The organism is Fictibacillus sp. KU28468 (assembly GCF_026153615.1).
Taxonomy (GTDB): Bacteria; Bacillota; Bacilli; order Bacillales; family Fictibacillaceae; genus Fictibacillus_C; species Fictibacillus_C marinisediminis.
In genome coordinates this window covers 185,457-199,651 of record NZ_CP110666.1, presented here as the reverse complement: position 1 = coordinate 199,651, position 14,195 = coordinate 185,457, and the positions used below count along the sequence as shown (strand labels likewise).

Genomic DNA, 14,195 nt, shown 5'->3' with positions numbered 1-14,195 from the left:
AAAAAAATGTCGCTTTGGAAAATTTTTGTAAATAACCTTCATTGCTAAGTTGATTGGAGTGCAAGGTGCGAGACTGAGGCTAGGATTAACGGGACGGGTGAGACACGCGGAAAGAGAGCACCCTGGAACGGAAATCAGCCACTCCCAAGGAGCAACAAAGGTTACGAAAACAGCCATTTCTTTTTACAGCCCTTTTACGGCTGCGATAATGAATAGCACCCAGCCTGCAATAAATGCCACTCCGCCAAACGGGGTGATGATGCCGAGCTTTGAAATACCGGTTGTGCTTAATGCGTACAAGCTGCCGGAGAACAGGATAATTCCAATGAACATCAGCCAGCCTGACCAATGCAGCGCTCCTGAGTTTGTCAGTTTTCCCGCGAGAAGCCCGACGATTAAGAGTCCGATGGCGTGATACATATGATACTGAACACCCGTTTTATAGACTTCGATCATACGCTCTGATAGTTTTCCTTCCAGACCATGGGCACCGAAAGCTCCCAGCATGACCGCCAGTGCAGCATTCACGGCACCCAAGATTAAAAACAGCTTCATTTCCAATCCACTCCTCTAGTTTTCTTTTATCATACCAGAAAGTAAAGGTGGTTATGAAACATCCGATTTTTTCAGTTCCTCTTTTTCTTTTAGCCTTTGACCGTATTGCTCCAGCTTTTTTTCAAGCTCCTCTTTATCAACCAGTTCATCCCGCAGATCTTTTATTACAGCTTCCAAGCTTTGTATCCTTTTTTCAAACTGCAGCATCAAATAGCCAGCCAGTAAAACCGGAAAGCCCACATTCCCAAGGAGATTTACTAGCCCTAGCCAATCATTAGCTGTATTCATTCAAGATCTCCCTCACTTTTACTGTATATTTTTACGAACGTTTGTTCGTAAAAATAGTATAAACCCGAACAGTAAAATTTACCATCATACATTCTACCGTTTTTAAAAACATGCCTTAAGACCTAGTAAATAAAAAAAATAAAAGGCTTCTGGGAAGTTCTGCTTCCCAAAAGCCTTAAGCTTGTTTATTATGCATTCGTTGTCTTTGCCTGATCGTCAGCCACGTCTTTTACAAAAAAGGAGAAGACGAGGAGGACGCTTAAGAATAGTATGGGAAGATTGAACCCTGATCAGTGCCGTCATATTTCTGCTTCTTTTCAACTTTTTCACTTCCCCTGTTCCGGATAAGAATCATGTCTCAAGCACCACTTTTCCCGAAAATGGAGAAATTAAATCCAGAAGACATCCGCCGTTCACCAAATGGCTTTCCAGGCGGCGAGACTTCCTTCATAATGAAGAAAAAGGAGAGGAAAGGGTGAGCGTTTTGAAAAGAACATGGTGGAAAGAAGCTGTCGTCTATCAGGTCTACTGGCGCAGTTTTTTCGATACAGACGGAGATGGCTACGGCGATCTGGAAGGCGTCATTCAAAAAATGGACTATATTAAAAAACTTGGGGCAGATGTAATCTGGCTTAATCCAATCTATGAATCTCCCGATTTGGACAACGGCTATGACATCTCAGACTACCGATTAGTCATGAAGAAAGCAGGAACGATGGAGACGTGGGAGAGATTGCTTAACGAAGCTCACAGCAGAGGACTGAAACTCATCATGGACCTTGTTGTGAACCATACCTCCAATCAGCATCCATGGTTCATCGAGTCGCGTTCATCAAAGGATAACCCGAAGAGAGACTGGTACATCTGGAAGGATGCGGTAAACGGCCGGGAACCGAACAATTGGCGCTCTTATTTTTCTCCTTCTGTATGGGAACTTGATGAAAAAACAGATCAATATTATATGCACTCTTTTGCCGTTCAGCAGCCGGATTTGAATTGGGAAAACCCTGAAGTAAGAGAAGAGATCTACAGCATGATGAAATTTTGGCTTGATAAAGGAATAGATGGATTCCGTATGGACGTAATCAACCTTCTGGCAAAGCAAAAAGGTTTTCCGGATTCTGACCATCCTGAGAACATTGATTACCTAGGAAATAACCCTGGCATTCATGACTATCTGCAAGAAATGAATGAAAAAGTACTGCGCCACTATGATGCAATGACGGTCGGAGAGATTCCGTTCGTTACACCCGAAGATGGCTTAAAGTATGTCGGCGAAGACCGGCATGAGCTGAACACATTGTTTCACTTTCAAGTAGCTGACGACATGCCCTCCTGGGACATGCTCCGCTACAAGGAAATTCAGCAAACATGGTACGATGGCCTGCATGGGAAAGGGTGGAACTCTCAATTCCTGAACAATCATGATCATACCCGGCAAGTGACACGCTACGGAAACGACAAAGAATACCGAATCGAATCAGCTAAATTACTTGCCGCCATGGTTCATACACTGCCGGGAATGCCTTATATATTTCAAGGTGAAGAAATCGGTATGACCGGTGTAAGGTTTGATACGATCGGTGAATATCATGATATCGCGATGAAAAATAAATATGAGGAAGAAACGAGCAAAGGCAGGGATCCTCAGGAAGTGCTGCATGAGCTTCAGCCGTTAAGCCGCGATAATTCCAGGACTCCTATGCAATGGAACTCATCAGAGAATGCCGGCTTTAGTGAAGGAAAACCCTGGCTTAATATGAACCCTAATTATAAAGAGATCAATGTTGAAAACGCTCTGAATGATCCCAATTCCGTTTTTTATTTCTATCAGAAGCTGATTTCTTTGCGAAAAGAACACGATGTGATGGTTTATGGCGACTATAAGGATTTGTCAGAGGGTGATGCAAACCTGTACATCTACAGCAGAAGCCTTAACGGTGTGACATGGCTGATCATGCTGAATCACAGCGATGAGACCAGCTCATTCTCTCTTCCAGCATCCCTAACTGTGAACGAAGATAATCTGATTCTCGGAAACTATACGGCGATCAGCGGCCAAAACGTTCTGCAGCCTCATGAAGCAAGAATATATCAACTATAAAAAAAACAGGCTTCATCCGTTAAGGATAAGCCTGTTTTTCTGTTGTCTAGAAATCAAAAATGGAATCGCTGTTGCCCTCTTCTTCGTCGTCCATCTTCTTATTCTGTTTAGGCAGTGTGCCTGTAAATCCAGGTGGAGCAGAAATAGGGGAGGGCGGCACCCACTGGCTGTCTTCTCTGGTGCTGTCAGAATCCAGCATGAGATCGCAGAGTGTCTTAATGGCGGCCGCGTTCTCCTTTATTTTTGGCGAACTCTCCGGGAGCTGCTTTAGTTCTGTCACATGCTTTTCCATCAACGTAATGATATGGCGAACGGAAATACTCATGATTTGCTCTCCTTCCGATAAACCTTCTTTGCTGTACTTATAGTAACACATTTTTCCTCCACGAAAAAAAGACAGTCTTAAAGAGACTGCCCGACATACTCCGCACATTTATTATTGAAATTCACAATGATTCACGGTGATCCAGGCCGTGAAACCCTATGAATTATCCGTTTTAATAGACTTTTGGATCTGCCAGCAGAATACCTTTCCCGTTCATCGATCTCTTTAAGTATTACTAAGTAGTATTTTGCCATCCTTAATAATATCATTTACCCTCTCCCCTCGATTTAAATTTTCCAATACCGAATTGGTTAAGAAGTATCTATCCACTTCACTTTACGGCGTACTTGTTTATAGTTGTTGATTGGTTTGAAGAGCGGACGTTCTTTCTTTTTCACCGCTTTAGCCAGCAGGTTCGCAACCCGGTATTTCTGCTCTTTCACAAGAACGGCTTGCTCCACCCTGGTGATCATCAAGGAAACCGCCTTCTGAAACATCACATTCACCGTAAATAGAATAATGGCTATTAAATACACAGATTGTTCCATATCCGTACATCCCCCTTTTTAATAGTAAATCTATTTTAATGGATTGCCAGCCTTGCTTTGGGCCTGTCCCCCTTTCTTCCTGACATGATGCTTTAACAACTTACTATCATATGTTCTTGATAGCTTGATTATACGGAGTGGAAAAGGAAATGTTTGTCACAATGTGCTTCGTTTGCTTGTTTTTTTCCTACATATCTTTGCGTTGTCCAACAAAAAACGAACCATTCCTGAAAGAGTTATCCCTTCAGACAATATTTCAGCCTGTTTTTTTATCGATAACACGCTTGTTTCGTCTAATTAAAACTTTTGAAATTTGATTTTTGAGGATATTTCGATAAAATAGTAAAAAAGAGTTCTATAGAAGGGAAGATCAACATGGCAATTTTGAATGAAATTTTAGAGTACAATGAAAAGTTCGTGGAAAATAAAGAATATAAAAAATATCAGACAGGGAAGTTTCCAGAAAAAAAGCTTGTTATTATTTCCTGTATGGATACGAGGCTGACGGAGCTGCTTCCACAGGCCATGAATATAAAAAACGGGGATGTTAAAATTATTAAAACGGCTGGCGCTATTATCGCCCATCCTTTTGGCAGTGTTATGCGAAGCATCCTTGTCGCCATCTATGCACTAAAGGCATCAGAGGTCTGTGTCATCGGCCATCACGATTGCGGAATGAGTGCCCTTGATCCTGCTGATTTTATTGGAAAAATGAAAGAACAGGGAATAAAAGAAGAAACACTCAACACCCTAAAATACTCCGGCATGGATTTCAATCAATGGCTGAGAGGGTTCGATAACGTAGAAGATGCTGTAAAAGGCAGCGTAAGCATGGTGAAGCACCACCCGCTGCTTCCTGAGACAGTCAGCGTCCACGGCCTCGTCATTGATCCGGAAACCGGAAAGCTCGATGTTGTCGTTGATGGGTATACGAACGTACCCAAAGAGCAAAGTTAATATAGCGTATTAGAGGAACGGAAAAATAAAGAACGCACCATTATCATTTTAACGGTGCGAAATTTAAGGTCAGGAGCTTATTTTCGTAGAAGATAAGCTTCTCTTTTTTTAATCCAAGGCTCTGCCTGGGCTTATGCTAATTGTTTCACGACTTCTTTGGCAACGCTGATTGTGGATTGCGGGTTTTGGCCAGTGATTAACTTTCCTGCAATTTCAAAGTGATCTGACCAGTTAGGGCCCGCAACCAAGCTTGATCCAAGTTCACGTAATCGGGTTTCCAAAAGAAATGGCATAAATCCATCAAGTGTCGTTTCTCTTTCTTCTTCATCTGTAAATGCTGTAACAGTTTTGCCTGCGTATTAATAAAAAAATTTATGGATTAAAAGTTTCCTGAACGATAAAAAGCTCCTAAACGCTGCAGTTAATACAGGTTTAGGAGCTTTATTTTGATATTTCCGGCAGTTTAACCGAAAAGATTGTCCCTTTATTCGGTTCACTTGTTACAGTTACCTCTCCGTTATGCTGTTCTATAATTTTAAAGCTTACCATCAGCCCGAGCCCGGTTCCCGTATCTTTTGTTGTAAAGAATGGTTCCCCCAGCTTTTTCAGCTGATCCTTTTCGAGGCCATGTCCTTCATCTTTTACTTCAATAATTGCGTAGCCTTCACTTGTCCGTTTGACCGATACCTCAACCTTGCTTCCTTGTACGGATGCTTCCACAGCGTTTTTAATCAGATTGATGAAAACTTGTTTCAAGGAGTTGGAATCACCTCTGATCAGGCAGCCCACATCTTGAATCCCGCAAATTATAGAAATATTAGAGAGGCTGGCATATGCCTCCATCAGCAGTAAGGTTTCTTTTACAAGCCCAGACAAATCGACTTCCTCAAACGTAAACTGCTTCACTTTCGCCAGCTGCATGTATTCCTCTAAAATCTGGTTCATTCTGTTAATCTCAGCCAGCATGATATTCGTGTATTCATCCGATATGTGTTCCTCCCGCATGAACTGCACAAATCCCGACAAAATGGCCAGCGGATTCCGAATCTCGTGAGCTACACCTGCAGCCAGCTGACCAATGACCGAGAGCTTTTCAGATTGGACGATCAGTTCTTCTGTCCGCTTCGTTTCTGTTATGTCCCTGTAAATCCCAGCTATTGCTTTAATCGTGCCGTCAGGTTTGCGTATCGGGGAAAAGGTGACGGAGACCGGAAACAGCTCTTCTGTTTTCTTTTGGTTGACCATTTCATACCCTGCAACTGCTTCTCCTTTTATGATCCTTTGAAACACTTCCCGAATCAGCTGTTTTTGTGTGAATGGAATATGCTGAAACGGCTTTTTCAAGATTTCTTCTTCCTTCCAACCATAAAGCTCAATGAAAGCCCGGTTCACCGCGAGAACATCACTTTTCAGATTCTGAACGAGGATAGCGTCTGCTGTCTGCGAGAAGATGGAATGGAAATATTCTTTCGATTCCAGCAGCTGGCTTGCTGTATGCCTTTCCCTGTTCTCAGACCTCATCCGGAGACTTTCCGTAAACTGAGTAGATAGAACGAAAAAGAGGGTTGAAAAAACAAGAAGCAGAAGGATAAAGACAAGATCAAAATCTTCAACCGAGGAAAACAGCTCCCGTTCCGCAAAAAAGAAATATGATGACATGGCCACCGCCAGGACACCCGCATAAATTATAACTTTATATTGGCTGTAGATCATACTCAGCAGCAGACAGAACCATATGTACAAATAGTTGACCAACACGGGCTGGAACGTTATCAAACAGAACAGAAACCCGAAAACACCTGTGACGGTGAGATACATCGAAAAAACAGGAGTGCGGTTTCGGACAGCAAAGAAGGTAATAAACCCTCCGATGCCTAAGCCTAACGGCAGCATGAACGAAACGATATCACGGTCGAATATAAAATCAAAGAGAATATCAACGGCAAAGAAACCCCATAGCATTTTATAAAGGAGCGTATTTCTTTTTTTAATTACATTCAATTGATCTGGATGAAAACCGTTCACCATTCCGGCTCCTTTGTTCTAGAAATTACTCCATCAACTGGATTATATCACAAATAAAGGAACTGCCCCCGAAACAAAAGACCAGCTTAAGGCCCGCAATATGTACGGAAGCCTTAAGCTGGTCTGAATTCAACTTTTTACTTGTTCAGTTTCGTAATTCTGCCTTCTGTTTTAGGATCAACTGTACCTTTTGCTTTGATGTATTTTACAAGTGCTTCAAGGTCCACTATGTCGATAGAAGGGTTCTTGCCGTTCTTTAAGGTCGTATATCCGTCTCCGCCGCCTGCCATAAAGTTATTAACGGTTACAGAATAGGTTTTTGCAGGGTCAACAGCGGTTCCATCAGGAAGCGTAATGCTCACGATGCGGTCACCAGCAGGCTGTGAATCATCATAGGTGAACTTAAGCCCTGCAATCTGCAGTATCTTCGCACGTGTTGGATCTGCCCATTGCTCGTTCAAAAGGCTTTTTACTTGGGCACCTGTAAGATCCATTTTCACAAGATCATTACCGAAAGGCTGTACTGTAAAAGCTTCCTTCCAGGTAATTTCTCCTGCATCAATATCTGCACGCACGCCGCCCGGATTCATGAAGGCAAAATCTGTGCCGGTCTGCGCTTTCATGGAATCAGCGATCAGGTTCCCCATTGGGGATTCTCCGTCTGCATTGATGTCCTTAGTAATATAGTTAGGTGTTGTACCAATCTTTTCATTTAAAATGGGAGCAACGTCCGTTACATATTTGTCAACAAATGCTTTGATTTCAGGATCCGGAGCGATATTGCCGCGGTCAACAGTTACGACTTCAGCGCTCTTTTTCACGATATCCTGTGTTTTAGGATCGATGACAAGATCTACATCAGAGAACGCGGTTCCAGAAGAATAGGATTGTACGAGAAGCTTGTTGTCGACTACTGCATTCGTAAGCGCATGGTTGTGCCCGCCGAACATAACATCAACTTCATCGTCAACTTTGTTCGCCATATCCACGAGTTCGCCTGTTGCATTCTGTCCGTCAGCTGTAGAGTTCGCCGGATTGTGGGCAAGCACGACGATGGACTTAATTCCTTTTGCTTCGAGTTCTTTTGCATATTTGTTGATGGCTTCTGTCTCATCGGTAAATTCAACACCTTCTACGCCGCTTGGGATAACGATGCTAGGCGTGTCAGAGAGAACAACACCGATGATGCCAATTTTTGCTCCGCCCACTTCTTTGATCACATAAGGATCAAGAAGCGGTTTGTTTGTGCTCTTGTCAATCACATTGGCTGCCACATAAGGGAAGCTCGCCCCTTCAAACTTTCCGTACTTTGCTTCTGTTTTCGGATGGCTTCCACCGTGGATCAGACGCAGCATTTCTTTTACGCCCTCATCAAACTCATGATTTCCAATCGTTGCAGCATCAAAGCCCAGTTTGTTCAAAAAGCGGATCGTAGGCTCGTCCTGAAGCAAAGCTGATACCGGAGAACTAGCTCCTACTGCATCACCCGCATGAAGCAAAAGCGTATTCGGGTTCGTTGCTTCACGCTGTTTTAAGTAGGCTGCAAGATATTCAGCACCGCCTGCGTTGATCTTCGAGTTGTACGTATCAAGCTGGCCGTGGAAATCATTGATGCCTAAAAGCTGCACATTAATGTTCTCAAGCTTTTTAAGTTTATACGAATATTTCGCAAAGCCTTCTGCTGCAGGGCCGACATATTTAATGGCTCCATCTGCCGGTATTGCCTTTTGAGCGTCAGGTGTAGATTCAAAGGTTACATTCGGTTCACCTGCTACAGAAGCAAACTTCCAGTTTTGATCTGCAGAAGGATCAATCGTGCCGCGTTCACGAATATAGTCGATGATGACTTGACGGTTTTCATCCGGATACAGGTTGACTGCCGTTTTATTTTTCACACCCGGGAACAGTCCATTTGCACGGTAATTATTCGTCGCAACGATAAATTCCTGGTTATTGTCGATTGGCTTGCCGTTGTATTGAAGATTTTTAATACGGCTGGAATCAGCATTGATCACATTTCCGTCTTTATCATATTTCGCCGGCTGTGTCACATCGACGTCATAGGTAACGCCATCGATCACATCAAAGTTATACGTCGGGAAATCATTGTTCACAAGCGCCTGCTCTTCTTTTTTGGACGGATCAATCTTGTTGAACTGCCCAGCTGACATCTCGAGCCATTCTTTTACATCAGAGCCTTTCACTTTAACAGTCGCTACTGTGTTCGGATACAGATAAAGGTCAGAGACGTTCTTAATCGCGATGGTGCCTTTCGGAATATTGGTGTAGTAGTTCGCACCGTTTCTTCCCCCTGCTTTAAATGGAGCCCCTGCAGATAATACTGGCAGACCTTCATCCTTTGTGCCTTTTAATTGCTTTTCAACGTACCATTTTTGTGCGTTCGTAACGATTTGAATGGATGGGTCATCTTGGACAATTGCGAAGTAGCTGTTGATATCAGCACTTGTTTGTCCTACCGGCTGGCGGACATAGGCAATGGTGCCTTGATGGTCTTTTTTGATCGCTTTAATGATGCTTTCGTCAGTTTTGGCGAGACTTTTCTTGTTTACTTTGTCATAAACCGCTCTTAATTGAGTCTTTGCCTTGTCGATAGACCATTTTCCTTTGACTTTCACAAGGCCAAGGTCCATTACGCCAAGCTGGTTGCCCCAGTTTCCTGGCATGATGACCGGCTTCCCGTTAATCGTTCCGTTCTTTTCATCAACACCCGGAAGGTTTGCGAAATCGCCAGGGAATGTTTTGTGATTGTGTCCGGAAATAATCGCATCGATGCCTTTGACTTTTGTCAGGTCGTAGGCGGCATCCTCTTCCATCTGTTTGCGGTCTGCATCACCGATTCCGGAGTGCGCCAGAGCAACAATGATGTCAGCCCCATCTTTTTTCATTCTAGGAATATAGGATTTTACCGTATCGACGATATCCTTTGTGATGACTTTTCCATCAAGGTTGGATTTATCCCACATTGTAATTTGAGGAGTAACGGCGCCGATTACACCGACTTTAATGACTTGTTTATGTCCTTTTGCATCAATGACTTTCTTTTTAATAATTTTATAAGGTTTGAAATAGTTCTTGTCGTTGTAAGGGTTTCTATCATGATCATCTTTAAAGACATTGGAATTCACGTACGGGAAAGGAGCATCATCCAATACCTCCTGAAGGTAATCCAGGCCATAGTTGAATTCATGGTTTCCTACAGTTGCGGCATCGTATTTTAATAGTTTCATCGCTTTGAAGACCGGATGCATTTCTCCGTTTTCAAGCTTGTCCACTTTCGCTTTGTAGTCACCGAGCGGGTTACCTTGAATCAAGTCCCCGTTATCAAAAAGAAGGGTGTTCTTAGATTCGCTTCTCGCTTTTTTAATGAGGGTTGCCGTTTTTGCCAAACCGAACTCCTCTGTTTCTGCGTCTTTATAATAATCATAATTTGCGATATGAGTGTGGATATCGGTAGTGCCCAGAATCCTAAGCTGAACGGATTCTGTTTTGCTCTGCTTCTGCGGTTCAGCTGCTGCTTTTACTGAATCCATAGTGATTGGTGAAGCAAGTACGGCTAATGCCATTGTTGATGCCAGAAAAGAACGTCCCATTGAAGTAAAGGACTTTTTCCCCATACGTATCCCCCTAAAATCATTCAGTTATTTTATTGCCAATCTAATTATATATTTTGAAAATAAAAATAAAAGCCTTTATTCGTAAAATAAAGGTAAATATTTTAAAATTATGTAAAAATAGTTATAAAGACCCGTTTAAATACAAAAAAAGCTGCCGGAACAGTTTCCGGCAGCTTTTTGTTTAATGAATTTATTGAAAATTGACTGGTTCTTGTTTTTCACTTATAGGCGAAAACTCATACCCTTGTTTCTTTAGGACACCAAGCAATTCTGGCAGTTCTTTGGCTGTCAGCTCTTTATCATGCATCAGAATAACGGGATCATGATGGTTCTTTTCCACTTGTTCCACTTGCTGCAACGTTTTATTGACCCAGCTGTCATCCTTGCTTCCCCAGTCAACACTGTCTACGTTCCAATCCCACATGATAAACCCGTCACGTTTAAGCGCCTCAACATACTCAGGTTTCATATACGGCACACTTCCATAAGGAACACGAACGAGGTTCGAATGGATCCCAGTCAGGTTTTCCAGCGTCTGGCGGCACGTTTTCATTTCACCCGTAACCGTTGTTTCACTATGATAAAACGCATCTTTATCATGTGTCACCCCGTGGCAGCCAACTGAGTTTTGGATGTACGCCAGGCGCATCGTTTCGATTGGATATTGCTCCATATGCGGCGCGAGCATAAAAAAAGTCGCCGAAGCGCCATAGTCATTTAAATCCTTCATAAGCTGTCCCGTCGTTTCTGACGGACCGTCATCAAAGGTTAAATACACTTTTTTGTGTTCGGTTTGCTGTTCTGCGTGAGCTCTGTTTTCATCCATGGGCATCGCCATAATGGCCAAATACAACAATACAAGCGAGCCTATCGTTTTCATTGCCATTTTCAAACCTATCCCTCCAAACGATTTTACATCCTTACAAGCTATTCGGTGGATAGGATTCCTTTGCCGGGATATCAATGGCTTTCAAGCAAAATTGATTCTTTTGAAGGGTGTCAAATGGAACCGGTTTTTGAATAGATCCGGAATTTCTTCATAAAAAAGGATGCTTCAGCGTGGAAGCATCCCTTCTGTCAGGCTGATCGCCTTCCCTTTATTAATTTAAAGACAATAATCACGATGGCCGCAATCAGAAGAATATGAATGATACCACCAGCAATCTTAAAAATAAGCCCCAATAGCCATAGTACGATTAATATACCGATAATTGTCCAGATCATTTGGGTATCTTCCTTTCTTTTTTCATTACGCTTTATTTTCCCCAAAAGTAATCGGTATAAAACGCTCAGATTCATTTTTCCATGTTTACAAAATACAAAAAGCGTGTACATAACAAGTGTATTCAATTCGAGAGGGAGGAATTTGATCATGGCTGTTAAACCATTAGTACGAGAATTTTCTACGGAACAAGAAGTAATTTCTGCGGTCAACGAGCTTGAAACACGGGGAATTGACCACGATGACATCTACGTCCTCGCACACGAAAGAGACGACACGCGTTACATCGCAGATGCAGCAGATGCCAACACCATTGGGACGGCAGAAGAAGGACTAGGAACTGCCATTAAAAATCTCTTCCAAAAACGCGGTGATGAACTCCGCAATAAACTTGAAGAAGTCGGGTTAAGTCCCATTGAAGCGGAGCAGTACGAAAGAAAACTCGATGAAGGTAAAGTCCTTGTACTTGTTAAAGGCGATAACAACCTAGACACTTGGTTGTAAAGTTAAAATATAGGAAAGGGGACAGGGCTCACTCGTCGTGAAGCCTGTCCCTTTTTTGCATTCCTTGCGGCGGAGATTGGAAATGAATGCGTCGAATCGCGTCATTTTATGTCGAGTATAAACCGATTGAACATAAAAATTCTCGAACCTGATTTTTCAGTACTTCCATATGATTGGCTCATTATTTGCAAAAGGGGCTGTCCAAGAAGTCTGTAAGCTGTTGATTTCCGTTCCAGGCTGCTCGCTTTTACCTGCGCGAGCTCCTACTTTCGCGGGGCGTGCGGTGAGCCTTACCGGCGTGAACGCCTACTTTTTGGTGCAAGCACCGGCGGGAGTCTCACCTGTCACGCTAGTCCCGCAGGACAAGGAAGGCTCCGGCAGCTTTTTATCGCACGAAGAAAATGTGAAGTTCATTTTCGAGGAGTCTCGCATCTTCCACTTCAATTAACTTTTCATTGAAGATTTTTCAAGCCAAAAAGGGGCTGCCTGAAGGTCAATTTTCGACTTTCTGGACAGCCCCCTTCTTATGACACTGAAGAACTGATGGTCAGATGCTTTTTTATAAACGTTATTGCTGTATGATTAAAAATATCAGGCTGATCGACGTTGCAAACGTGGCCGCAATCCTTTATGGCCACAAGGCTTGAGTACTTTTTCTGTCCGATGAATGCCCGAATGGCTGGCAGAAACATATAGTCTTCCTCCCCCATGATATAAAGGGTAGGAATGGGCAGCTCTCTTTCCCTCATCGTCCGCAGGAAGGGGTTCACCCTCTGTGTCAGCTGAAACCACCGTTTGAATTCCTTTTGGCACAATTTTTTCGCTTCCCGGATGAATAGCGACCTTGACGTTTCATGCCGCTTGTTCGGCATGATCACCCATGCAAAGAGCCGATACAGCCACATGAAGGGGATAAAGGCTTTGACAGCATTCCCCAATGTGATCAGAAGGCGGGAGCGGAAATTAAGTCTCATCACTGCCCCGCCGAGCGTCATCGAACGGACACGGCAAGGCGCCATCTCGGCGATCGTCTGGATCAGGATCGTTCCGAGCGATATTCCCACAAAATGAGCGCACGGAATGTCCAGATGATCCATCACTTCAAGTACATCCTTACTGATATCCTCAAACGAATAGTTGCGAAGAAGAAAGCGGTCGGACTTGGAGCGTCCGTGCCCTCTTAAGTCGACTAGAAGAACGTTGAATTCCTGCTTGAATTCCCGGATTTGTTTATACCAGATAGAAGAGCTTCCGCCGGCACCATGAACGAAGATTACCCATTCATAGCCGCTGCCCTTTTCATACGTTTTATAATGAAGCAAGCGATATTCCTCCATAGGTTGTGGCTGCTGTTTTAAGTTAAGCTCATTGTAGCACAGGCATTGCCGCAGTTGGCCCGTTATAATTTTACAGAGTTTTGTCAAAACTGAAAACAGCGATATAATGTTAGTATAATAGAGTGATAGATACATAAAGGAGGCTGAAAAAATGAGTAAAGAAAGCTCATTTGACATCGTTTCTAAGGTAGATTTGTCAGAAGTGGATAACGCGATCAATATCGCCATGAAGGAAATTAAAAACCGCTATGACTTTAAAGGCAGCAAAAGTGACATTTCATTGGATAAAGGCAATGAGGAGCTTACGCTGATCTCTGATGATGAATACAAAATGGAGCAGCTGAAGGACGTCTTGATCAGCAAATTGATTAAACGGGATGTCCCGATTAAAAACCTGGATTATTCTAAAATTGAGCAGGCTTCAGGCGGTACAGTTCGCCAGCGTGCCAAGCTCGTCCAGGGCATCGACAAAGAAAACGCAAAAAAAATCAACACCATCATTAAAAATTCAGGCGTGAAAGTGAAAAGCCAGGTGCAGGATGATCAAGTTCGCGTGTCCGGCAAAAACCGTGATGATCTTCAGCAGATTATCGCTGCCATTCGCCAGGCCGACTTGCCGATTGAAGTACAATTTATCAATTACCGATAAAAGCTGAGAGATAAAAGCATGCGCCTGTCCAGATGATCCGGGGCAG

At 43.2% G+C, this 14,195-nt stretch carries 14 protein-coding genes and 1 pseudogene; 5 read left to right on the top strand and 10 right to left on the bottom strand.

The window, feature by feature from the left end; all coding sequences use genetic code 11:
* Positions 1–183 precede the first annotated feature (183 nt).
* Together OKX00_RS01075 and OKX00_RS01070 are read right to left on the bottom strand one after the other, a co-directional pair.
* Positions 184–555 carry a DUF423 domain-containing protein gene (locus OKX00_RS01075; RefSeq protein WP_053356409.1) on the bottom strand — a complete coding sequence of 124 codons (372 nt, stop codon included), beginning with the start codon at positions 553–555 and terminating at the stop codon, positions 184–186.
* A gap of 51 nt (positions 556–606) precedes the next feature.
* Complete coding sequence (locus OKX00_RS01070) at positions 607–843, bottom strand: YvrJ family protein (protein ID WP_053356408.1); 237 nt, start codon at positions 841–843, stop codon at positions 607–609.
* A gap of 484 nt (positions 844–1,327) precedes the next feature.
* Between OKX00_RS01070 and OKX00_RS01065 the strand changes: the two genes are divergently transcribed.
* A complete protein-coding gene (locus OKX00_RS01065; RefSeq protein ID WP_265410441.1) occupies positions 1,328–2,947 on the top strand; it encodes a glycoside hydrolase family 13 protein in 1,620 nt (539 codons plus the stop codon).
* 46 nt (positions 2,948–2,993) lie between these two features.
* Here OKX00_RS01065 and OKX00_RS01060 read toward each other — a convergent pair whose 3' ends face one another.
* Together OKX00_RS01060 and OKX00_RS01055 are read right to left on the bottom strand one after the other, a co-directional pair.
* Entirely contained in the window at positions 2,994–3,272 is a 279-nt protein-coding gene (locus OKX00_RS01060) for a YwdI family protein (RefSeq protein ID WP_265409073.1), read from the bottom strand.
* A 311-nt stretch (positions 3,273–3,583) separates the two neighbouring features.
* Entirely contained in the window at positions 3,584–3,820 is a 237-nt protein-coding gene (locus OKX00_RS01055) for a hypothetical protein (RefSeq protein WP_265409072.1), read from the bottom strand.
* A gap of 375 nt (positions 3,821–4,195) precedes the next feature.
* On the opposite strand from OKX00_RS01055, the gene OKX00_RS01050 reads away from it, so the two are divergent.
* Positions 4,196–4,777 (top strand): beta-class carbonic anhydrase, encoded by a 582-nt coding sequence (locus tag OKX00_RS01050; RefSeq protein WP_265409071.1) that lies wholly within the window; start codon positions 4,196–4,198, stop codon positions 4,775–4,777.
* Between the two features lie 131 nt (positions 4,778–4,908).
* On the opposite strand, the pseudogene OKX00_RS01045 reads toward OKX00_RS01050, so the two are convergent.
* The 5 genes and pseudogenes from OKX00_RS01045 to OKX00_RS01025 form a co-directional block, all read right to left on the bottom strand.
* Positions 4,909–5,130, bottom strand: a pseudogene (locus OKX00_RS01045) (type 1 glutamine amidotransferase domain-containing protein); the annotation flags it as partial.
* A gap of 88 nt (positions 5,131–5,218) precedes the next feature.
* Complete coding sequence (locus OKX00_RS01040) at positions 5,219–6,805, bottom strand: ATP-binding protein (protein WP_265409070.1); 1,587 nt, start codon at positions 6,803–6,805, stop codon at positions 5,219–5,221.
* 134 nt (positions 6,806–6,939) lie between these two features.
* Positions 6,940–10,437 (bottom strand): bifunctional 2',3'-cyclic-nucleotide 2'-phosphodiesterase/3'-nucleotidase, encoded by a 3,498-nt coding sequence (locus OKX00_RS01035; protein WP_265409069.1) that lies wholly within the window; start codon positions 10,435–10,437, stop codon positions 6,940–6,942.
* A 190-nt stretch (positions 10,438–10,627) separates the two neighbouring features.
* A complete protein-coding gene (locus OKX00_RS01030; protein WP_265410440.1) occupies positions 10,628–11,323 on the bottom strand; it encodes a polysaccharide deacetylase family protein in 696 nt (231 codons plus the stop codon).
* Between the two features lie 191 nt (positions 11,324–11,514).
* Positions 11,515–11,661: a lmo0937 family membrane protein gene (locus OKX00_RS01025; RefSeq protein WP_248254472.1), complete on the bottom strand. Its 147-nt coding sequence runs from the start codon at positions 11,659–11,661 to the stop codon at positions 11,515–11,517.
* A 148-nt stretch (positions 11,662–11,809) separates the two neighbouring features.
* Here OKX00_RS01025 and OKX00_RS01020 point away from each other — a divergent pair, with 148 nt between their 5' ends.
* Together OKX00_RS01020 and OKX00_RS01015 are read left to right on the top strand one after the other, a co-directional pair.
* Positions 11,810–12,163 carry a YflT domain-containing protein gene (locus OKX00_RS01020; RefSeq protein ID WP_091009162.1) on the top strand — a complete coding sequence of 118 codons (354 nt, stop codon included), beginning with the start codon at positions 11,810–11,812 and terminating at the stop codon, positions 12,161–12,163.
* Positions 12,164–12,383: 220 nt separating this feature from the next.
* Entirely contained in the window at positions 12,384–12,611 is a 228-nt protein-coding gene (locus OKX00_RS01015) for a hypothetical protein (protein ID WP_156419046.1), read from the top strand.
* A gap of 76 nt (positions 12,612–12,687) precedes the next feature.
* Here the strand turns inward: OKX00_RS01015 and OKX00_RS01010 are convergent, their stop codons facing one another.
* A complete protein-coding gene (locus tag OKX00_RS01010; protein WP_265409068.1) occupies positions 12,688–13,485 on the bottom strand; it encodes an alpha/beta fold hydrolase in 798 nt (265 codons plus the stop codon).
* 166 nt (positions 13,486–13,651) lie between these two features.
* Here OKX00_RS01010 and OKX00_RS01005 point away from each other — a divergent pair, with 166 nt between their 5' ends.
* On the top strand, positions 13,652–14,149 hold the full coding sequence (locus OKX00_RS01005; RefSeq protein WP_053356398.1) for a YajQ family cyclic di-GMP-binding protein: 498 nt from the start codon (positions 13,652–13,654) through the stop codon (positions 14,147–14,149).
* Positions 14,150–14,195: the final 46 nt, after the last annotated feature.